Genomic DNA, 20,938 nt, shown 5'->3' on the forward strand with positions numbered 1-20,938 from the left:
CTGCGCCCCCTATCTTTCCTGACCGCAAGCGCTCTCGTGCGAATCGCAAAAGAAGCTGCGCGAATCGGATTTGCGGATAACAGGAATCCGCGTCAGGACGGGCGATTTCGGCCCCTGCATTTGGGGATAAACCCGCTTTTATGTGCATTTATCGCACGGAAAACGCAGAAAATGGCGTCCTGATGCGGGATTTTGTCCGTTTTTCATTGGCGCGAATCTCTTGGCTTGTTATGGCTTTTACATAAGGCGCCAACCGAGGAGGCCATTCTAGGAGAGATAAGATGAGCAAGGCGGAGTTTATCGAAAACGTTGCAGCAGCTGGCGACATGTCCAAAGCGGAAGCCAAGCGTGCTGTGGAACTGGTGTTCGGCGAAATCGAAGCCGGTCTGAAGCGGGCGAAGAAGGACGGCAAATTCACCGTCGGCACGTTCGGCACCTTCACGATCACCAAGCGCGCTGCCCGTAAAGGCCGCAACCCGCAGACGGGTGAAGAAATCAAGATCAAGGCGAAGAAGTCTCTGCGCTTCAAGCCGTCGGCTCAGCTGAAAACGGCTGCCGGCTGCTAAGACAGCGCGATCTGACGTTTTTGAAGGCCCGCCATTGGCGGGCCTTTTCTTTTCGCGCCGGATCGGTAGCCTCCAAGGCTAGAAGCGAATTGAGCAAGGTTGCGTGAGAATGACGGAAGCCGAGATGACGCCTTATCTGGGACTGGAAGTGCCGCCCCGGCCGTTTGACGCGAAGCGCGCGGCAGGCTTTCTTGCCGATCTCGAAGAAGAGGTGAAAAAGCTGGAAGGGGCCGAAGGCGCTGGCCTGAAGGCGCTCATCCAAAGCCAAAAGCCGCTCCTCACCGCCATTCTCGGCAACTCGCCTTACCTCACCCGGCTTATCACTCGCGAGCCGGCCCGCCTGCGCCTGCTGGACGGGCCGCCGGATGCGGCCTTCGACGCGCTGCTGTCGCGCCTTAAAGACGACGCCATAGAAGCCAGGAACGAAGCGGCGCTCATGGGCGTGCTGCGCCGGGCGAAGGCAGAAGCTGCGCTCCTTATCGGCGCGGCGGATATTGCCGGTAAATGGACGCTGGAAGAGGTAACGGGCGCGCTCACCCGGTTTGCCGACAAGGCGGTGAGCCAGGCAACGGACTGGCTCCTGCGCGATGCCCAGAAGAACAAATTCATCGCCGAGCTCGATGCGCAAGAACCTGCCAAAGGCACAGGCTTTCTCGTTCTTGCCATGGGCAAATACGGGGCGGGCGAGCTCAATTATTCCAGCGATATCGACCTTGTGGTGTTTTTCGAGCCGGGCCGTGTTTCGCTTTGCGAGGGGCGGGAGGAGCAAGACCTTTGGGTGCGCATCGCCAAGAGCCTTGTGAAGCTTATGCAGGAGCGCACGTCGGACGGCTATGTCTTCCGCACGGATTTGCGCCTGCGCCCGGACCCGGGCAGCACACCCCTTGCCGTCTCGCTGCCCGCCGCCGAGCAATATTACGAAAGCCGGGGGCAGAACTGGGAGCGCGCGGCGTTCATCAAGGCGCGCCAGGTCGCCGGGGACAGCGAAATCGGGGAAATGTTCCTGAAAAATATCCGCCCCTATATCTGGCGCAAGAATCTCGACTTCGCCGCCATCGAAGACATTCATTCTATGAAGCGGCAAATCCATGCGGTGCAGGGCCACGGCAAGATCGCCATTGCCGGGCACAACATCAAGCTGGGACGCGGCGGCATCCGGGAGATCGAGTTTTTCGTTCAGACCCAGCAATTGATTGCGGGCGGGCGCGATGCGGATTTGCGCGGCAAGCGCACGGTGGAAATGCTGCGCGCGTTGGCGGAGAAGGAATGGATCACGCCGCAGGCCGCCGAAGAGTTGGTGGAGTCCTACCGGTTTTTGCGCACGCTCGAACACCGCCTGCAAATGGTAGAGGACGAGCAGACCCATTCGCTGCCGAAAAGCGAGGAAGACCTCGAGCGGATTGCGATTTTCTCCGGCTATAAAGACCGCGCGTCTTTCGATGAAGCGCTGCGCGCGCATCTTTCGCGCGTGCAAGGCCATTACGCAGCGCTTTTCGAAAAAGCCCCGCCGCTTGCTGAAGAGGGCGGGAGCCTTGTTTTCACCGGCACGGATGATGACCCGGAAACCGTGCAAACCTTGAGCGATATGGGCTTCAAACGGCCCTCTGAAATGATGGAGATGATCCGCGGCTGGCATACGGGGCGCTTCGCCGCCACCCGTTCGCCCCGCTCGCGCGAGCGCCTGACCGCGCTTATGCCGGCACTCTTGAAAGCGCTTTCGCAAACCGCCGATCCCGATGTGGCCTTCACTCGCTTTCATAAATTCATCGAGGGCCTGCCCGCAGGCGTGCAGCTTTTCTCGCTCATCTATGCCAATCCGAGCCTTCTCGGTCTCATCGCGGATATTTGCGGCACCGCGCCCCGCCTTGCCAATCATTTGAGCCGTAATCCGGCTGTGCTCGATGTGGTGCTTGACCCGGAATTCTTTCAGGTGCTGCCGCGCGGGCCGGAGCTGGGTGAAGGATTGCGCCAGGCGCTTTCCACGGCGCAGAGCTATGAAGGCGCGCTCGATGTGGCGCGCGTCTGGGCGCGCGAGCAGCGGTTCCGCGTCGGCGTGCGCGTGCTCTCGGGCAGCGCCGATGCGGAAGAAGCTGGCAGCGCTTATTCGGCGATCGCGCGGGAGGTCATTCAGGCGCTTAAGCCCGCCGCCCTCGGCGAAATCGAGCGGCGTTACGGCAAGGTGCCCGGCGCGGACATGGCTGTGGTCGCCATGGGCAAACTCGGCAGCGGCGAGATGAGCGCGGAATCCGATCTCGATCTCATCGTGATTTACGATGTCGATGATGGAGAAGCGGTCTCGAACGGGCCGAAGGAGCTCGGCGTCACACAGTATTACGCCAAGGCCTGCCAGCAGCTCGTCAATGCGCTCACCGCGCCGACGGCGGAAGGCAAGCTCTATGAGGTGGATATGCGCCTGCGCCCTTCGGGCAATGCCGGGCCCATTGCAACGCGCTATGACAGTTTTGCCGCTTATCAGGAGGGGGAAGCCTGGACCTGGGAGCATATGGCGCTGACCCGGGCGCGGGTGGCCGCAGGCCCGGCGCCTCTTGCCCAAAAAATTGAAACGGAGATTTCCCGTGTGCTCCGCAAGCCACGGGACCCGGTAAAACTGGCCGCGGATGTCGCCGACATGCGCGCCCGCATCGCCAAGGAATTTCCCGCTTCGGACCCTTGGGAGCTGAAACATGTGCGCGGCGGGCTCATCGATCTTGAGTTTATCGCCCAGTATCTTCAGCTTCGTTACGCCGCCGAAATGCCGGAGATCCTCTCCCCCCATACGCGCGGCGTATTCGAGGCCGCCGGACGGCTCGGCATTCTGCCCCCCGCCGAGACCGATTTGCTCTTGCATGCCATCGACCTGGTGTTGAACCTTACCCAGGTCGTGCGCATCTGCGTGACGGGCACGCTCAACCGCGAGGAAACCAATATCGGTTTGAAGAACCTGCTTGCGAGAGTGGGGGATGCGCCCGACTTTGAGGCCCTGGAGGCCGATCTGAGGGAAAGCCAGAAAGCGGTGCTGAGCTTGTTTGAAAGCTTGATTGGGGGGCTTTCCAAGACCGATAGCTCTGGCTAGGGAATTGCAACTGCCAGCCAGAACGGAACCGGCCCTTTGCGCCGGAAGCGGGCACCTGGCCCTGTAGGTCAGGGTTGAACTGGCCTTTTGTGGTTAACCCCGCAAAAGGCAGCATTCGGGCCGCTTCTGTGCCGAAAAGGGACGTGCCATCTCTGCACAAGGGTGCAGGGGCTGTCTGTTTTGGAGCTAGGCTTGATGGAACGGTATGATGTTGTCGTGATTGGGGGAGGGGTGAACGGCCTTGCAGCCGCCGCCCGTCTTGCGCAATCCGGCTTCGCCGTTCTGGTGCTGGAGCGCGGTGAGCAGCCGGAAGCCGCCGCCCTTGCCGGTGAAATCGTTCCCGGTTTTAAAGCGCCGCCCTTCGCGCTGCCGGGCGGCTATCTCGATCCCAATTTCGTTTGCGCGTTGGACCTTGGCCGCCATGGGCTGCGCACTCTGCGCCTCGATGGCGGCGTTTCGCTTTTCGGTGATGGGCGCTATGTCGCCTCCTATACCGATGCGGGCGTCATGACGCGCGAAATTCAGCGCCACAACAAGCGTGATGCGAGCGCCTGGACGCGGTTCGCGCGGGACATGCAGCGCCAGGCCCGGAGACTCGAAAAACGTATTCTCGAAGAACAGCAGGACCCGGCACGGCGCAGCCCCGCCGTCATCCGCAAGCTGGTGCAGGATGTGCGCGAGCTGGTGCAAAAACCCGCCCATGATCTCCATGACGAAGCCCGCGTCTGGCTGCAATCGATGGATGCTTTTCTCGACGGGTATTTCCGCAGCGATCATTTGAAAGCGCATATCGCGTCTGCCGCGCTGCCCGGCCATGCGCAGGGCCCGTGCGGCCAGACGACGGCGGCGCTTCTCCCGCTCCTGTGGATCGGCGAGCGCAGCGGCGGCATGCCCGCGCGCCTCATGCCGCAAGGGGGCCTGCCTGCGCTTACCAAGGCCATCGCCAATGCGCTGAAAGCGGCAGGCGGCGACATTCGCTTTGGGGCGGAGGTTGTGGATGTGCGCATGGAAGGGCGCAAGGCCGCCGGTGTCGTGCTTTCCGATGATACGGAAATCGCCGCGCGCTGCGTGCTCTCCGATCTTGATGTGAAGCACAGCTATCTCGGCCTTTTTAACTGGTCCTCGCTGCCCAAGCGCTATGTGGAAGAGATCGGCCATTTCCGCACCGAAGGGGTGACGGCGCAGCTCGATCTAGCCCTCTCCGGCTTTCCGGAATTTCCGGATCTGCCGGAAGGCTGCCCGGCGCTTGCCGGCGGGTTGCGCCTGCCCGGTTTTCTGGACGATATGGAATGGGGGTTCGACGATTGGCAGGACCACACGCCGCCGCGCCGTCCGCTCATCGATATGTCTTTCCCGAGCCTTGCCGACCCCTCCCTTGCGCCGGAAGGCAAGCATCTGGCGAGCATCACGCTCCATTACGTGCCTTACGAATTGCATGACGGGTCCTGGAGCGGCGCGCGCCGGGCTGAACTGGTGCAGCTTGTCTTGAAGAAACTGGAAGCGGTGAGCCCCGGCTTTATCGAGCGGATCGAAGGCTACCGTCTTGCCTTGCCGCGCGACATTGAAGAACAGACCGGCCACACACACGGCGACCCTTTCGCAGGGCAAATGAACCTCGATCAGCTTTTCTTCAACCGGCCAGTGCCCGGCTTTGCCGCTTATGAAGGGCCGGTGGAGAATTTCTATCTTTGTTCGGCAAGCGCCCATCCGGGCGGCGCCGGGCTTGGCATTGCCGGTTATAACGTCGCCGAAAAACTGCTCGGCTCACTGAACGGCGGCAGCGGCCTCTTCCGCCGCGGTAAGGGAGCGGCGGCATGATGGAACATGATCTGGCCTATGATGCGATCGTGATCGGCGCCGGCCATAACGGCCTTGTCGCGGCTGCCTATCTTGCTGAAGCGGGCAAACGCGTTCTCGTGCTCGAGGCGGGAAGCGATGTGGGCGGCGCGGCGGTGACGGCGGAAATTGCACCCGATTATATGTCCTCGGCGGGCGCGCATTTGCTCTATGCCTGGCCGCAGCGCATCGAAAAAGATTTAAAGCTCGCCAAGCACGGCTTTGAAATGGCCAGCCGCGATATGGTGACTGTTGCGCTCGACAAGGACGGCAAACATCTCGTGCTGCCGGCATCCTCACGCGCCGATATTGCGCGGCTGAAAGACCGCTCGCCCCGCGATGCCGAAGCCTATGGTCCTTTCATGAAGCGCGTTCAGCGTTATGCGGGGCTTTTGCAGCCGCTGCTGGAAAAAGGCCTGCCGGTGCCGGGTGAGGGGGCGAAGCAAGCGGTAACGGATGCGCTTTCGCTCATCTGGCGGTTTGAGAAAATGGGCGAAGAAGACCGCCAGGAGCTGGGCCGCTTTCTGCCTGCCAGCATGGCGCAGGTGCTCGACCGGACGTTCGAGGACCCGCTTCTAAAAGCTGCTCTGGCGATGGATGCGACGCTCGGCCATCACATGGGGCCGAAATCGCCGGGCTCTGCCTATCAATATATCTATCGCCTGGCGCAGCAGAACATCGCCGGCGGCAAGATGGGTTATCCGGCAGGCGGCATCGGCGCGCTGCCTCAGGCACTTGCCCGGCTCATCGGGGAAAGTGAAGGGCGCGTGCGCACGAACAGCCAGGTGCGCCACATTCTCGTTTCGCCCGACGGCAAGACCGAAGGCGTTGTGCTGACCGACGGCACGAAATTTCATGCGCCCGTCGTGCTTTCCAGCCTCGATCCGCGCCGCACCTATCTCGATCTTTTAGGCTCTGCGCATCTGGCGCCCGAACAGACGCGCCGCCTGGGCAGCTGGCGGATGCAGGGCGCCTGCGCCAAAATCAATCTTGCGCTGGAAGGCCTGCCCATCATCGAAGGGCTCGAAGAGCGTGAATATGGCGGGCGCTGGCTCATCGCGCCGGACATGACGGCGATGGAGCGCGCTTTTGTGGCGGCCAAGCGCAACGAGCTTGCCGTAGACCCGATCATGGAAATCGTGCTGCCGTCCTATCACGATCCGCGCGCCGCCCCGCCCGGCCACCACACCATGTCGATCCTGCTCCCCCATGTGCCTTATGAACTTGAAGGCGGCTGGGAGGCGCGGCGGGACGAGTTCACCAAACGCGTCGTCGATGCGGTGGCCGTTTATGCGCCCGACATCAAGATCAAGCTCATCGCGGGGGAAATTCTGACCCCGCCGGAAATCGAACGGCGCTTCGGCGCGCCGGGTGCCGGCTGGCATCAGGGCGATATGAGCCTCGATCAGACGCTGCTTTTCCGCCCCGGTTATGGGCTTTCCCATGACGAAGGCCCGGTTGAGGGACTATATCTATGCGGCAGCGGCACGCATCCGGGCGGCGGGCTCACCGGCGAGCCGGGGCGTCTTGCCGCCGCGCATGTGCTGGAGGGGGGAAGCGCTCATGTCTAACATTCTCGTTCGCCCTGACTTTGAACCTGAACACCATAACGACGTTCTGGAAAAACATGCCGCGCCGCGCGCCGATCTTTTCGAAGCCGCGCGGGGCATTCTGCCATTCGAGATACAGGCCGAGCCGACTTGCCTGCACAGTTTTGCCGCCACGGTATGCCGCACCAACGAATGGGCGGCATGGAACGGCTATACGACGCCGCAGACCTATGTCTCGCTCGCCAGCGAATATGAAGCACTGCACGCGCAGGCAGCGCTTGCCGACATGTCCTGGCTGACGAAATACCGCATCAGCGGCCCGCAGGCCGAAGAGTTTCTGCAAAAACTCGTCACCCGCAATGTCGCCGCCTTGCCGGTGCATGGGGCCGCGCGGGTCTTCTTCTGCGACATGGGCGGCAAGATCGTGGGCGAGGGCGTGCTCTTCCGCCTTGAAGAGGAAGAGTACCGGCTGACGGTGGAAGGCAACCATCTGGACTGGCTGGACGCCACGGCAGAGGGCTTTAATTGCGCCGTTGAAGATATTTCCGGCACGCTCGGCTGTCTTGCTCTGTCAGGCCCGCAGGCGGTCTCTATCGTCCGCCAGCGCTTCGGCGATGCGGTTGCGGCTCTGCCGGCGGGTCATGCGGTTTGGGCCGAGCTTCATGCCGCGCCCGTCTACATTTCCCGCACCGGCTCGCTCGGGCGGGAAGGATTCGAGATTTGGGTGGACGCGGAAGATGCGCCGGTCATCTGGGGCTCGCTTCTGCGCCAGCATAAAGACCTGCTGCGCCCTGCGGGGCTTGCCGCTTGCGAGCTGCGCCGGCTGGAGCGGGGCATTGCCCGGTTCGGGCGGGATTATTTCGGCGCCGAATGCGCGGTGGACCCGGAGGCCCCCCGCACGCCTTATGAATTAGGGGCAGGTGCTTTTGTCGATCTCGAAAAAGGCCCGTTCAATGGCCGCGCCGCACTGGCTAAGGCCAAGGAAAAGGGCGCGGAATGGTCTCTCGTCGCGCTGGAAATCTCCGGCGGTGAGCCGGCCAGCTTTGCCGCCGTTTATTGCGGCGATGACCGGGCGGGCAGCGCCACCTCCACCGGCTGGTCACCGGTCCTCTGCGCCAATATCGCGCTTGCCACGATCCGCACCGAAACGCTGGCCGCCGATGAAGGGTTCAACGTCCACGCCGAATTTCCCGGCGAGGTAGCGGTGCGCCGCGCCCGGCTGCCCGCAAAAATCGCCCGCAGGCCGCTTTTTTAGAGCTTTCCCGGGCCCCCTGAAAAAAATCCGACTTTTTTCAGTTTCCAGCGACGGAATCCGCGCTGCCATCCGTTTATAGGGGCAAGCGCATGGGACAGGTATGCATACCCCCTCGGACAGATGCATCCCTCAGCCTCCTCGATCGATCCCCTGCGCCAATAGGACCGGCCGGTGAGCTTCTCCCCCCTCGGTTCGCCGGCCGTGTCCTTGAGTGAACAGATTGAGGTCAATGAATTGGAGAGAGATATGAAATCCTGGATGAAAGTTATCGGCGGTGCCGTTCTCGGCTTGAGCCTGGCAGCGGGCATTGCTGTTGCCGAAAATCAGGGGCCGCGCGGCGGCAAAATGTTCGACAAGCTCGATACGAATGGCGACGGCAAGATCACGCAGGAAGAAATGGCGGCTGCCAGAGAAGCGCGCTTTGCCAAAGTGGATGCGGATGGGGACGGCTTCGTCACCCAGGAAGAAATGACCGCCCATATGATGGCACGTCATGAAGAGCGCATGAAAACGATGTTCGAACGTCAGGATGCCGATGGGGACGGTAAGCTGGCTGCCGGTGAATTCGGCGGTCATGGCGCAAAGATGTTCGAGATGATGGATGCGGACGGTGACGGCGCGGTGACGAAGGAAGAAGCCAAGGCCGCCCGCGAGAAAATGCGCGCCCATCATGGCAAAGGCCCGCGCGGCCCGGGCGCTGGCGAGTAATCGTCTTTTCAAGCTAAGCTCTGCGGCGGACCATCTGCCGCAGAGCGGGGTCCGGGCTGTGATGCTTGGGCCCGGCCCGCAGAAGTGAGACGCGCGTGAGTGAAGAAAGCGACGAGACGCTTTTGAAACGGCTTGCCGCGGGGGAGGAACGGGCCGCAAAGCTTTTGCTGGCACGGCATCTCCCCCGCGTGCTTGCGCTTGCCCAGCGCATGCTCGGCTCGCGTAGCGAAGCGGAAGACGTGGCGCAGGAGGTTTTTCTGCGCATCTGGAAAGAAGCAACGCGTTGGCAAGCTGGACGCGCGAAATTTTCCACTTGGGTGCATAAAGTGACGAGCAATTTATGCATTGACCGGCTGCGGGGGCGAAAGAGTGCACCGCTTGAAGATGCCGCACTTATCGCCGATCCGGCGCCGGGCGCGGAAAGCCGGGTGGCGGAGAAGGAACAATCGGCAAGGGTCGCGGCGGCTTTGCAATCCTTGCCCGAGCGTCAGCGCCTCGCCCTCATCCTGGTGCATTATCAGGAGCTGGGAAACCGTGAGACGGCGGAGATTATGAACTGCACGGTGGAAGCGGTGGAAGCGCTTCTGACCCGGGCCCGCAAGGGACTGAAAGAGATGTTGCTGAAGGACGGAGCCTTCGATGCGCCGGTAAAAACGGCAAGCGGAGAAAGATGATGAGCGCAGCGGACAAAGACGAACAGCGTTTGGACGCGCTTTTGGCGGCCTATGGCGCCGACCTGGCGCGCTGGCCGGAGGAAGAGGCTGGAGTGCTGGCGATGCGCCCGGATCTTCACGCAAAAGCCGCGCAAGAACGCGCTCTCGATGAGATGCTGGACGCGTTCAACGTCGAGGAACCGGACGCCGCCTTGCATGCGCGGATTTTGGCGGCCTATGCCGCCCAAACAGAAATGCGTCCGGCCCGGCAAAGTGCAGGCTTCTGGCGCGGGCTGGCAGGCGCGCTCTGGCCGGAAGGGCCGTCATGGGTGCCGATGGGAACCTGCGCCGCTGCGCTGCTGCTTGGTCTTTATATCGGCACTTCTGGTGCGCTGACGGCCATGTCGTCGGACCCGCAGACGGAGAGCGCGCTTTTGTCGCTTGCCATGGCCGATAGTGTTTTCGAGGAGAACTGGAATGAGTGACCCGCAGGCGAATGGCGTAAAGGAAAAGAGCAGCGGGCCGCGCACACTGCTGCTTGTGTCATTGGCGCTCAACCTGTTTCTGGCGGGCGCCATTGCGGCTAGCCTTCTCACCGGCGCGGCTTGGCGCCATTTCCGCCCGGGCGAGCCGCCTGCCTTTCATGGGCCTTTGGGCGGGCTCATTGCCAGCGCCCGCAGCGAGGAAGACAAAGAAGCCTTCCGGGAAATGCGGCGCATCATGAGGGAGAATTTCCGTGATGCCCGCCCGATGATCAAAGAGTTGCGGGAGGCGCGCAAAGAAGCCGCCCGCCAGATTAAAGCCGAACCTTATGATGCCGATGCGGTGGAAGCGGCAATGATGAAGATTCATGAAGTAATGGGCCGTCTCTCCCTTACGACCCAGAAAGGCATCGCTGCTGCTCTGGCCGATGCCTCGCCGCAGGTGCGGGAAAAATTCGCCGAGCATTTGATGCGCCCGCACCGTGGCCGCCGCCATCACGGGACAAAACCGGCACGCGCCGGAAATGGTGAAGAGCCAGAAGAGCCGGGCCCCGATATGATACCCTGACGAAATACCGGTATCGCGTTTCAAGTCAGGGGGACAGATGAAGCCCGGCGGCGCATCGCTTTATCACGAAGACATGTATGACCCGGCGGTGCCGGTCGGCAGCCTTTGGGAAGAAACGGCTGAGCCTTTGGCAGTGGGGACCGCCTTCGAAGGTCCACAAAGCTGCGATACGGCCATTATCGGCGGCGGCTATACGGGCCTTTCGGCAGCTTATCACCTCGCCAAGGACCACGGCATTGATGTCTGTCTTCTGGAGGCGGGGCCGCTTGGCTGGGGCGCATCGGGGCGTAATGGCGGTTTTTGCGCGCCTTATCCGAGCAGCCTCGGTCTTGAGACACTGCTCTCCCGCTATGGTGCCGAAGAAGCGCGCCGTTTCATGAAGACGCAGGAAGAAGCGATCGGCCTCGTCCGCGCCCTGGCGAAGGACGAGGCTTTCGATATCGAGGCGCAGGGGCAGGGCGTCTGGCACATCGCCCATGATGCCCGCCGCTTTTCAGGCCTCCAAAAAGAGGCCGATCTGCTGCGCGAGGCATTCGGTCAAAAGACGGTAGTCGCAAGCCGGGAGGAAGTTGCCGAGCGCGTTTATGATTCCACCGAACAATTCGGCGGTATGTGGTGGGGGACGGGCTTCGGCCTCCACCCCATGCGCTTTGCCCGCGGTCTTGGCCGTGCTGCGGCGCGCGCGGGCGCCCGTCTTCACGGCCAGTCCAAAGTGCTTTCCTGGGCAAAGCAGGGCGAATGGCACGAGCTTGAAACGGCGGGCGGCATTTTGCGCGCGAAAAACGTCATCGTGGCGACGAACGGCTTTACGCGGGAGAGCTTCGATAAGCGCTTTGCCGGGCGGGTGCTGCCCATCATTTCCAATATCATTGCAACGCGCCCTTTGACCGCTGCCGAGCGCGCCGCGCAGAACTGGCTGACGGATGAGCCTTGCACGAACACACGCCGCCTCCTTTTCTATTACCGCCTGCTCCCCGACGGGCGTTTCATTTTCGGCGGCCGGGGCGATATGAGCGGCACGGCTGAAGACGGCGCGCGCATGAAGGCCTTTCTTACCCGCCGTCTCGGTGAGGTGTTTCCCGCCTGGGCCGAGGTGCCGGTGACGCATTTCTGGCGCGGCCTTGTCTGCATGACCCGTGATCAGACCCCCGCCATCGGGCGGCAGAAAGACGATCCGAGCGTGCTTTACGGGCTTGGGTATCACGGCGACGGGGTTGCCGCCGCGCCCTGGACGGGCCGTTTTCTGGCGCGGCTTCTGGCGGGCAAGGCAAGCGAGGCGGACCTGCCGGCTCCCATGCGCGGCCCGCTTTCGCCTTTTCCCCTGCCGGGCCTCCGGCGCTGGTATTTGCGCGGCGCCCTTGTTTATTATTTTATGACAGATCTTTAGTTTGCCGCTCTTTTTTGCTGCCGCAACGCTGGTAGGACAGGGGGGCGGGCGGCTACTATTTTGTGGCATTTAAATGAAAGCGGAGGCCGGAAATCCCGGATCGAAGAATGAGTGGCAGAACCAAACCCGCTGAGAACGGCATTGCAACTCTGGCGGATTGGAAAGCTTTCCTGGCCGAAAAAGGCCCGGTCGATTACCTGGATGCGGTTTTCGTGGATATTTGCGGGACCATTCGCGGCAAGCGCTTTCCCGTCAGCGAGGCCGAAAAGGTCTTCACTTCCGGCATTCAGATGCCCCGCTCGCTCTATTTTCTCGATGTGACGGGCGTGAATGAAGACATTCACGGCATGGGTTTTTCCGATGGCGACCCGGACAGTTTGAGCTGGCCGGTCAAAGGAACGCTGCAGCTCGTGCCCTGGGCGGACCAGCCCCATGCTCAGGTTTTCATGACCATGTTCGAAGAGGACGGCGCGCCTTGCGAGCTCGAGCCGCGCAATGTTCTTAAGCGCGTTCTTGCCCGTTTTCAGGAAAAAGGCTGGCAGCCGGTCGTGGCGGCGGAATTCGAGTTCTACCTTCTCGACCCGCAGCCGGGCGAGGAGGGGGAGCCGTTGCCCCCCATCAACCCGGCCACCGGCGAGCGCGAATATGGCAACGAGCTTTATGGGATCACCGAACTCGATGGTTTTTCAGCGCTTCTGAAAGACATCGACGAATTCGCCATCGAGCAGAACGTGCCGGCGACGGCGGCGACGGCGGAGTTTGCGCCCGGCCAATACGAGATCAACTTGCGCCATGAGTCCGATGTGCTGGCTGCGGCCGATCACGCGGTCATGCTGCGCCATCTCATTTCGGCTGCCGCGCGCAAACATGGCTTCCGTGCGAGCTTCATGGCGAAGCCTTATGCCGATCAGACCGGCAATGGCTGCCATATGCATGTCAGCTTGCTGGACAAGGACGGACACAACCTGTTCGACAATGGCGGGCCGGAGGGAAGCCAGGAGCTTCTGCATGCCATCGGCGGGCTGCAAGCCCTGCTCGACCAGTCCATGGCGATCTTCGCGCCAAACCTCAACGCCTATCGCCGCTTTGCCGCCAATCTCTTCGTGCCGGTCAATGGTGCCTGGGGCTATAACAACCGCTCCGTCGCTTTCCGCGTGCCGGCAAGCGAGCCGGAAGCGCGCCGCATCGAGCACCGGGTGGCGGGCGCCGATATCAATCCCTATCTCGCGCTTGCCGCTATTCTGGCAGGCATCTTCCACGGCATCGAGAACAAGATCGATCCGGGTGAGCCGGCAGAAGGTAACGCCAGCGAGAACATGGATGATGACATTCCCTTCTATGTACCGAGCGCTTTGAAGCGGATGCGCAATTCAGCCGTCCTGCGCGATTACTTCTCCGACGCCTATGTCGATGTCTATACGGAAGTGAAAATGCGCGAATATGAGAAGTTCCACAGCCACATCTCCACCCTCGAATATGAATGGTATCTGTAAGCGGTATCAGCTCTTCTTTGACGGTTTGACCGGTGCGCAGAAGTCGTAATCCCGCAAGAGCTTCAGCAGATTGTCATAGACTTTCGTGCGCGGGTCTTGCGTTTTCCCGATCCTCTTGCGCAGCACCATGATGTCCGAAACGACATGGCGTTCGGGCATGAGGAGCTCCCAGCCCTTTTCCCGGCCGATAAAGGCAGGCAGCACCGTTTCCCCGCCTTGGCTTTCCATGATGTTGACGGCGGCGGCAACGGAATCGCATTGCAGAACCGGCTTTCCCGTCGGCAGATTTGCATCCGCCCAGCGCCCGACAGGCGTGCCCGCCATGCGGCCTACATAACGGATGGTCTGCTCCGTGCCCGGCGCTTTGAAAATCGCAAAGGCAAACCGGCCTGCGGGCCGCCCAATCAAGGGTTCGATGCCCCGCGTGCCCATGCGCACCGCGACATCCGCGTCGCCATAGCGCGGGTCTATCAGTTCGAAATCGGTGCGGATATCGAGGTCGATATTTCCGTCCGTCCCTTGCATTTCTTTTAGGCGCGGCGGCATCCAGAAGGTGGCAAGGCTTTCGATTGTATTGACGCGCACCAGCGCCCGGCGTTTCTCGCCCGTAAAGCGCAGCCGCAAAAGGGAATCTTCCAGTGAGCTTGCCGAGCTTTCCAACTGCTCGGAAACCTGTTCGCCGAATTCCGTCAGCTTGTAGCCGCCACGCTCGCGGGTGAAAAGCTCCCGTCCGAGTTGGCGTTCGAACTCTGCAACTTTGCGGGAGACGGTTGCAGGGCTTACCCCCAAAGCGTCTGCTGCCAGGCCAAGTTGCGGCCTGGTTGTAACGGCGCGAAAAAAACGAACGAGATCCCAATCCATATGCACACCAATAAAACTGCCGGAAAGCCTAGAACATAGGGAGCCGTTGCCCAATCGGCAGAAAACAAAAATGATGAGATTGTTTCAAAATTGTTCTGTGATTCCGACAGCGCTTAAGAAAAGCATCCGGCGCCGGCCTGCCTGGGCCCGTGGAAAAAATGATGGATTTCCTCAAAATATAGATTACGCTTTTTGTAGTGGTTTTGGGCGTTAGGGGTGGTCCGCTCGCCGATTTCCACAGTTCTGGGGATGGTTTTACTCTGGCATGGGCTGGAGCTGAGGCCGGGAGAGAGCACTAGGGACGACGTCTCTGGTGATGCGGAGCGCACCCATTTTTTGGAAGGTGGGTTCGGTCCTCTTTTGAGGAGGAGGTGAGGTCAATTGCTCTTGTCCTCGTTGGATAGCGCGAGCCAGTCCGATCTTCTCAAAGCTGTCCTCAACACGGCGGTGGATGGCATCATCGCCATCGACCGGCGCGGCCGGATCTGTCTTTTCAACAAAGCAAGTGAGCTGCTTTTCGGTTATGAGGCCGAAGAAGTTTTCGGCAAGAACGTTCATATTCTGATGCCTGAGCCTTACCGCTCGCAGCATGATTCCTACATCGCAAATTATCAGGCGACCGGTGAAGAAAAGATCATCGGGATTGGCCGGGAAGTGGAAGGGCGGCGCAAGGACGGCTCGACCTTTCCCATGTATCTTTCGGTGGGCGAGGTGACGGACAGAGCCGAACTTGCTTATGTCGGTATCGTCCGGGACATTACGGCACAGCGTGAAAATTTCCGCGCGCTCGAAGATGCTTGCGTGCGCGCGGAAATCGCCAATCAGGCCAAATCCGAATTTCTCTCCCGCATGTCCCATGAGCTGCGCACGCCGCTTAATGCAGTGCTGGGGTTCGCGCAGATATTGTCGCTTTCAGAACCTGGTGTTTTGTCGCCTGAAAAAGAGAATGAATATTTCGAAGCGATTATCTCTTCCGGCAATCATTTGCTTGGGTTGATCGAAGACGTGCTGGATCTTTCCAAGATCGAGCACGGCCAGGTGGAAGTCTCGATTGCGCCGGTGGATCTTTTACGCACGCTGCGTCAGTCGATCACCATGGTGCAGCCCGTTCTCTCCCGCTACCGCATTTCCATTGTTGATGATGCGCTCTCCAATGCGCCGATGCCGCTTGTCCATGCGGATGAAGTGCGTCTGCGCCAATGCATTATGAACCTCTTGAGCAACGGCGCGAAATACAACAAGCCCGGCGGCAAGATCATCATCAAATGCGAGATAACGCCTGCCGGGCGGGCCCGGCTGATCATCGAGGATACCGGTATCGGCATTCCGCGCGAGCGGCTCAGCGAGCTTTTCAAACCCTTTACTCGCGTCAGCAAGCGTGAGGAAGTGGAGGGCAGCGGCATCGGCCTTGCCATCACGCGCCAATTCGTCGAACAGATGGACGGCAAAGTTTCCGTGGTGAGCAAGGAAGGGGTGGGAAGCCGCTTTGCATTGGAGCTTCCCCTGGTTGCCGGCACGCAAACTTTCGCCGGCACCGGCCTGCGCCGATAAAGAAAGCCGCCCCCTGCCGAAACAGGAAGGCGGCTATTCTCCGCGCTAAGACTGCCGCTTGACTTAGTGCAGAGCTTCTCTGGGAAGGGTGAAAGACACGGTCGTGCCGATCCCTTCCTCGCTTTCGATCGTCAGCGTGCCCCCATGCATTTCCACCAGCGAGCGGGAAAGCGCAAGGCCGAGGCCCGTGCCGTTGTGTTTTTTCGAGAGCTGGTTTTCCACCTGCTCGAAAGGCCGGCCGAGCTTGCTGAGCGCGCTGGGCGGAATGCCGATGCCGGTATCCTCGACGCTGACCAGCAGATTGCCGGAGCCGTCGTCGCCTGCGCGCACCGTTACATCGCCGCCGGCGGAGGTGAACTTCACCGCGTTCGAGAGCAGATTAAGCAGCACCTGCTTGATGGCGCGTTTGTCTACCCAGACGGGCTCCTGCGCGGCCACATCGTTATGCAGCTTCACATCGGCAATGTCGGCGCGGCCCGAAACGAGACGCAGGCTTTCCTCGACAAGGTCTTTCATGTCGACATTTTCCTGCTCGAGCGTCATGCGGCCCGCCTCGATTTTCGACATATCCAGAATATCGTTGATCACATCGAGAAGGTGTTGGCCGCTGGCTTTGATGTCGCTGGCATATTCTTCGTATTTCTTCGCGCCGAGCGGGCCGAAAAGCTGGGCCTCCATCATTTCCGAAAAACCGATCACCGCGTTGAGCGGCGTTCTGAGCTCATGGCTCATATTGGCGAGGAACTCGGACTTGGAGCGGTTCGCCCCTTCCGCGCGGGTTTTCTCGACGGCATATTTCTCGGCAAGCTCCACGAGCTGTCGCGCCTGGTCCTGCAACTTGTGGCGTGACTGTTCCAGGTCCATCACCGTCTTGCGCAGTTCCGCTTGGTTGCGGGTCAGTTCCGCTTCCTGGTTCTTGATGGCCGTGATGTCCGTACCGACACTCACTTGCCCGCCATCTTTCGTCTGATGCTGGCTGATTTGCAGCCAGCGCCCGTCATCGAGCCGGATTTCGCGGATGCCGTTCTCGTCTGAATTGACGATCCAGGAATTGGGCATGCCTGTTGCGTCCAGCACTTCATCGAGCTTGGTGCCCGGCGCGACGGCCGTCTCATCCAGTTTCAAAAGCTCGCGGAATTTGCTGTTGCAGATGACGAGCTGGTCTTCCGCATCCACCAGCACGAAAGCCTCGCCCGTGCTTTCGATGGCATCGCGCAGGCGCTCCGTTGCCTGGCGTTCGCGCGCTTCGGCAAGTTTCTGTTCGGTAATATCGATGGTAAGCCCCACCAGCCGGTCGCCCATGGAGCGCCCGTCGCTCCAGACTTGCCCCTTGGCATTGAGCCAGATCCAGCTTCCATCCACATGCTGCAGCCGGAAGGTGACGTCATAAGAGCGGGCGGCGCGTTTGGGCGCAGCCAGCATGTCGTCAAGCGCGGGCATATCGTCGGGATGGATCATCTCGCGGATTTCGGCAACCGAAAGGCGGCGGGAGGGCGGGCGGCGGCCCAGCATGTCGAACATGGCCGAGGACCAGAAGACCCGGTTTTCCTGCAGGTTCCAATCCCAGATGCCGCAGCGCGCGCCGGCAAAGGCCATGTCGAAGCGGCGCTGGTTTTCAAGCACCTGGGCTTCGGCGGCAACTTTCCGCTCGATCAAGCGCAGCATGGCAAAGCCGAGCACGAGGCAGGCAATACTGGCGCCAAGGGCGGCGACCATGGGCCGCGTCAGGCCTTCTTGCCAGATCAGTGCGCCGTTCAGGGCCAGAAGCGAGAGGCCGGCAAAAGCCAGAGTGACCTTATAGGTCCAGCGGAACAGCTTGCGGCTGCTCTTCCCGGCTTCGGCTTGTGATATCAGCGTCATGTCGGCCGATCCCAGTCTTGCGCCCAATGCCGCGCCCATATTGGTGCGGCCAACATTAGACCCCCAATCCACCATGCCAACCATCCCCCATCCTAGGTTTAGCAGGACTTGCTAACGTTTCGTTAACCGAATCACTTTTGGGATGATTCGGCCTGGGAGTCGCCGTGTCCAGTAGGGGCGGGGGATTTGCCTGAATTTACAGGCCGAAAGCGTCAAACCGATGCATTTTTGACTCACTCTCGTGCCGGAAGGGGACATTTCCGGCAAGAAGTGGGAATTAAAACCGCCGTTCGGCTTCGGCAAACCGGGCTCTTGCGTCTTACCCCAGCGTCTTCGTCGCAATCTCGTAAACGTCGCGGGAAAGCTCGGCCTGGGAGACGATGCCTTCAAGCGTCTCGCGCATATGCGCCTGACGGACGGGCTCGAACTGCCGCCAGGATTTGAAAGCGCCGAGCAGTCTTGCGGCCACTTGCGGGTTGATCTTGTCGAGCGCCAGAACCTGCTCTGCCACGAAGCGGTAGCCTTCGCCGTCCGCCTCATGGAAGCGCAGCTGGTTCGCCGTGGCGAAGGAGCCGATCAGCGCGCGCACCTTGTTCGGGTTGCGCAGTGAGAAGGCCGGATGCGCCATCAGCTCGCGCACGCGCAAAAGCGTGCCGGGCAGGGGCGAGGTGGCTTGCAGCGCAAACCATTTATCCATCACCAGATGATCGTCCTGCCAGCGGTCATGGAAGGCGCGCAGCGCCTCTTCGCGCTCAGGGCAGTCCGTGTGAGCAAGGACACCGAGCGCGGCCATGCAGTCGGTCATGTTGTCCGACGCATCGAACTGGCCTTTGGCTAGCGCGATCGCATCAGCTCTTCCCGTTGCGGTCAAATAGGAAAGACAAGTATTGCGCAGTGAGCGTTTGCCGGCGGCCTCCGCATCCGGGGAATATGTGCCGGGCGTTTCATTCTCGCGGTAGGCGCGCTCGAAATCGCTATAGAGCTGCTCGGCCAGCGAGGCACGGAAGGCTTCGCGCGCTTCGTGAATGATTTCCACATTCACGTCCTGGCCGATGGCCTGCGCCAATGTCTGTTCGGCGGGCAGCACGATCATCTGCGCAACGAATTCCGGCTCAAGGGCCGGATCGTTCAAAATCTTCTGCACGATCTCGGCAAAGCCGGAGCCGGCGCGCGGCGTGCGTCCATCGCCAAGCGCGGCGATATTGCCGGTGAGAATGGCGGAGGCATATTTCTGCGCCGCTTCCCAGCGGTTGAAAGGATCGCTGTCATGGGCCATCAGAAAGGCCCATTCACGCTCGCCCAGATTGCTGGAAAGTTTCACCGGCGCCGTAAAGCCGCGCAGCAGCGAGGGGATGGGTTTCACGGGCACGTTCTTGAAACGGAAGGTTTCTTCCCGCTTCGTCAGGCTGATGACATGGGGCGCTTCTGCCGGGGCGCTCCCCATGGGCGACAGCGGCAGATCTGAGCCATCCTCGCCCAGAAGCCCGATCTCGATGGGAATATGCAGAGGCTCTTTGTGCGGCTGGCCGGGGGTGGGCGGCGAGACCTGCGATAGCTGCAGCACATATTCCTGCTGCGCGCTGTCCCATTTACCTGAAGCCATGACCTCCGGTGTCCCGGCCTGGTGGTACCAGCGTTTGAACTGGGAAAGATCGATGCCGCTGCCATCGGCCAGCGCCTCGAGGAAATCTTCCACTGTTGCGGCGCGCCCGTCATGACGGTGAAATAAAGATCCATGCCTTTGCGGAATTTTTCCGGCCCGAGCAGCGTATGGATCATCCGCACAAGCTCGGCGCCTTTTTCATAGACGGTCGCGGTATAGAAGTTGTTGATCTCGATATAGGCGTCGGGCCGCACCGGATGGGCAAGCGGTCCGCCATCTTCCGGAAACTGATGCGTGCGCAGCATGCGCACATCGCCGATGCGCTTGACCGCGCGCGAGCGCATATCGGCGGTAAATTCCTGATCGCGGAAAACCGTCAGCCCTTCCTTCAGGCAAAGCTGAAACCAGTCACGGCAGGTAATGCGGTTGCCGGTCCAATTGTGGAAATATTCATGGGCGACGATCGCCTCGATATTGGCGAAATCCACATCCGTCGCCGTGTCGGGCCGGGCGAGAATATATTTATCGTTAAAGATATTCAGGCCCTTGTTTTCCATCGCCCCCATATTGAAGGCACTGACGGCAACGATCATGAAAATGTCGAGATCGTATTCGCGCCCGAAGACTTTCTCATCCCAAGCCATGGCGCGCTTCAGCGCATCCATCGCATAGGCGCAGCGGTCTTCGTTGCCGGGCTCCACATAGATGCGCAAATCCACCTCGCGCCCCGAAGCGGTGGTGAATGCGTCGCGCACACAGGCAAGATCGCCCGCCACCAGCGCGAAGAGGTAAGAGGGTTTGGGGTAAGGGTCGTGCCATTCGGCAAAATGCCGCCCGTCTTCCAGCTCCCCGCTGTCGGTGCAATTGCCATTGGCCAGCAGCACGGGGGCCAGCGCCTTTTCGGCGGTGATGCGCGTGCGGTACACCGCCATCACGTCGGGCCGGTCGAGCATATAGGTGATGCGGCGGAACCCTTCCGCCTCGCACTGGGTGCAAAAGATGCCGCCGGCAAGATAAAGCCCCGTCAGCGCCGTATTGGCCGCCGGGTTGCAGCGGGACACCGTGGTCAGCGTGAAGGCGCCTGCCGGCACCTCCATAATGGTCAGCCCGCTTTCATCTGCCTGATAGCGGTTGGGCCCCAGCTTTTCTCCGTTCAGGTGAACTTCCAAAAGCTCCAGCCCTTCCCCATCGAGCCGCAGATTGTCCCTGGCCGGGCGGCTCACATTGGGGCGCACGGCAAGCGTCGAGCGCACTTGCGTTGCCTCTGGCGCAAGGTCCACGTCGAGCTGCACCTCATCGATCCAGAAATCGGGCTCGCTATAATCTTTCAGCGCGATGGGGCGGGGATCTTCGGTTCTCATGCGGTACTCGGTGCTTTCGGCGCGGCTTGAGGGCGCCGGAATGGGGGCCGGGAAGGGGCCGAACGGCCAAGGCCGATGCTTCTAGCACCGGCCTCTGGCGAAATTTAGGCAATGTCCTGAATATGTCTAGC

General features: G+C 61.0%; 14 protein-coding genes and 1 pseudogene. 12 read left to right on the forward strand and 3 right to left on the reverse strand.

What is annotated here, in order from left to right; all coding sequences use genetic code 11:
• Positions 1-281: 281 nt before the first annotated feature.
• The 11 genes from ACOQOT_RS05110 (at position 282) to ACOQOT_RS05160 (ending at position 13,571) form a co-directional block, all read left to right on the forward strand.
• The gene (locus tag ACOQOT_RS05110) at positions 282-566 is read left to right on the forward strand and encodes an HU family DNA-binding protein (protein ID WP_420561298.1); all 285 of its coding nucleotides are present in this window, start codon (positions 282-284) and stop codon (positions 564-566) included.
• Positions 567-675: 109 nt separating this feature from the next.
• The gene (locus ACOQOT_RS05115) at positions 676-3,639 is read left to right on the forward strand and encodes a bifunctional [glutamine synthetase] adenylyltransferase/[glutamine synthetase]-adenylyl-L-tyrosine phosphorylase (protein ID WP_420561299.1); all 2,964 of its coding nucleotides are present in this window, start codon (positions 676-678) and stop codon (positions 3,637-3,639) included.
• Positions 3,640-3,834: 195 nt separating this feature from the next.
• Complete coding sequence (locus ACOQOT_RS05120; protein ID WP_420561300.1) at positions 3,835-5,457, forward strand: phytoene desaturase family protein; 1,623 nt, start codon at positions 3,835-3,837, stop codon at positions 5,455-5,457.
• Positions 5,454-7,046, forward strand: a complete 1,593-nt coding sequence (locus tag ACOQOT_RS05125; RefSeq protein ID WP_420561301.1) for a phytoene desaturase family protein — start codon at positions 5,454-5,456, stop codon at positions 7,044-7,046. Before ACOQOT_RS05120 ends, ACOQOT_RS05125 begins: the two co-directional genes overlap by 4 nt.
• Positions 7,039-8,280 carry an aminomethyltransferase family protein gene (locus ACOQOT_RS05130; RefSeq protein WP_420561302.1) on the forward strand — a complete coding sequence of 414 codons (1,242 nt, stop codon included), beginning with the start codon at positions 7,039-7,041 and terminating at the stop codon, positions 8,278-8,280. The genes ACOQOT_RS05125 and ACOQOT_RS05130 overlap by 8 nt, the downstream gene beginning before the upstream one ends.
• Before the next feature lie 246 nt (positions 8,281-8,526).
• Positions 8,527-8,988 (forward strand): EF-hand domain-containing protein, encoded by a 462-nt coding sequence (locus ACOQOT_RS05135; RefSeq protein ID WP_420561303.1) that lies wholly within the window; start codon positions 8,527-8,529, stop codon positions 8,986-8,988.
• A gap of 95 nt (positions 8,989-9,083) precedes the next feature.
• Positions 9,084-9,662, forward strand: coding sequence for an RNA polymerase sigma factor (locus tag ACOQOT_RS05140; protein ID WP_420561304.1), 579 nt, complete (start codon positions 9,084-9,086; stop codon positions 9,660-9,662).
• A complete protein-coding gene (locus ACOQOT_RS05145) occupies positions 9,659-10,126 on the forward strand; it encodes a hypothetical protein (RefSeq protein ID WP_420561305.1) in 468 nt (155 codons plus the stop codon). Before ACOQOT_RS05140 ends, ACOQOT_RS05145 begins: the two co-directional genes overlap by 4 nt.
• Complete coding sequence (locus ACOQOT_RS05150) at positions 10,119-10,691, forward strand: periplasmic heavy metal sensor (protein ID WP_420561306.1); 573 nt, start codon at positions 10,119-10,121, stop codon at positions 10,689-10,691. The genes ACOQOT_RS05145 and ACOQOT_RS05150 overlap by 8 nt, the downstream gene beginning before the upstream one ends.
• A 37-nt stretch (positions 10,692-10,728) precedes the next feature.
• Entirely contained in the window at positions 10,729-12,078 is a 1,350-nt protein-coding gene (locus tag ACOQOT_RS05155; RefSeq protein WP_420561307.1) for an NAD(P)/FAD-dependent oxidoreductase, read from the forward strand.
• A gap of 107 nt (positions 12,079-12,185) precedes the next feature.
• Positions 12,186-13,571, forward strand: a complete 1,386-nt coding sequence (locus tag ACOQOT_RS05160) for a glutamine synthetase family protein (protein WP_420561308.1) — start codon at positions 12,186-12,188, stop codon at positions 13,569-13,571.
• 6 nt (positions 13,572-13,577) lie between these two features.
• On the opposite strand, the gene ACOQOT_RS05165 is transcribed toward ACOQOT_RS05160, so the two are convergent.
• On the reverse strand, positions 13,578-14,432 hold the full coding sequence (locus ACOQOT_RS05165) for a LysR family transcriptional regulator (RefSeq protein ID WP_420561309.1): 855 nt from the start codon (positions 14,430-14,432) through the stop codon (positions 13,578-13,580).
• 387 nt (positions 14,433-14,819) lie between these two features.
• Between ACOQOT_RS05165 and ACOQOT_RS05170 the strand changes: the two genes are divergently transcribed.
• Positions 14,820-15,983 carry a PAS domain-containing sensor histidine kinase gene (locus ACOQOT_RS05170; RefSeq protein ID WP_420561310.1) on the forward strand — a complete coding sequence of 388 codons (1,164 nt, stop codon included), beginning with the start codon at positions 14,820-14,822 and terminating at the stop codon, positions 15,981-15,983.
• A gap of 63 nt (positions 15,984-16,046) precedes the next feature.
• Here ACOQOT_RS05170 and ACOQOT_RS05175 read toward each other — a convergent pair whose 3' ends face one another.
• Together ACOQOT_RS05175 and pepN are read right to left on the reverse strand one after the other, a co-directional pair.
• Complete coding sequence (locus ACOQOT_RS05175) at positions 16,047-17,927, reverse strand: PAS domain-containing sensor histidine kinase (RefSeq protein ID WP_420561311.1); 1,881 nt, start codon at positions 17,925-17,927, stop codon at positions 16,047-16,049.
• A gap of 235 nt (positions 17,928-18,162) precedes the next feature.
• Positions 18,163-20,807, reverse strand: a pseudogene (pepN, locus tag ACOQOT_RS05180) (aminopeptidase N).
• Positions 20,808-20,938: the final 131 nt, after the last annotated feature.

Origin of the sequence: Tepidicaulis sp., from assembly GCF_965222285.1 — a bacterium.
GTDB lineage: Bacteria > Pseudomonadota > Alphaproteobacteria > Parvibaculales > Parvibaculaceae > Tepidicaulis.

Coding starts and splice junctions, on each gene's coding strand:
- ACOQOT_RS05110 (WP_420561298.1), top strand. CDS start 282: ATGAGCAAGGCGGAGTTTATCGAAAACGTTGCAGCAGCTGGCGACATG.
- ACOQOT_RS05115 (WP_420561299.1), top strand. CDS start 676: ATGACGGAAGCCGAGATGACGCCTTATCTGGGACTGGAAGTGCCGCCC.
- ACOQOT_RS05120 (WP_420561300.1), top strand. CDS start 3,835: ATGGAACGGTATGATGTTGTCGTGATTGGGGGAGGGGTGAACGGCCTT.
- ACOQOT_RS05125 (WP_420561301.1), top strand. CDS start 5,454: ATGATGGAACATGATCTGGCCTATGATGCGATCGTGATCGGCGCCGGC.
- ACOQOT_RS05130 (WP_420561302.1), top strand. CDS start 7,039: ATGTCTAACATTCTCGTTCGCCCTGACTTTGAACCTGAACACCATAAC.
- ACOQOT_RS05135 (WP_420561303.1), top strand. CDS start 8,527: ATGAAATCCTGGATGAAAGTTATCGGCGGTGCCGTTCTCGGCTTGAGC.
- ACOQOT_RS05145 (WP_420561305.1), top strand. CDS start 9,659: ATGATGAGCGCAGCGGACAAAGACGAACAGCGTTTGGACGCGCTTTTG.
- ACOQOT_RS05150 (WP_420561306.1), top strand. CDS start 10,119: ATGAGTGACCCGCAGGCGAATGGCGTAAAGGAAAAGAGCAGCGGGCCG.
- ACOQOT_RS05155 (WP_420561307.1), top strand. CDS start 10,729: ATGAAGCCCGGCGGCGCATCGCTTTATCACGAAGACATGTATGACCCG.
- ACOQOT_RS05160 (WP_420561308.1), top strand. CDS start 12,186: ATGAGTGGCAGAACCAAACCCGCTGAGAACGGCATTGCAACTCTGGCG.
- ACOQOT_RS05165 (WP_420561309.1), bottom strand. CDS start 14,432: ATGGATTGGGATCTCGTTCGTTTTTTTCGCGCCGTTACAACCAGGCCG.
- ACOQOT_RS05175 (WP_420561311.1), bottom strand. CDS start 17,927: ATGGTTGGCATGGTGGATTGGGGGTCTAATGTTGGCCGCACCAATATG.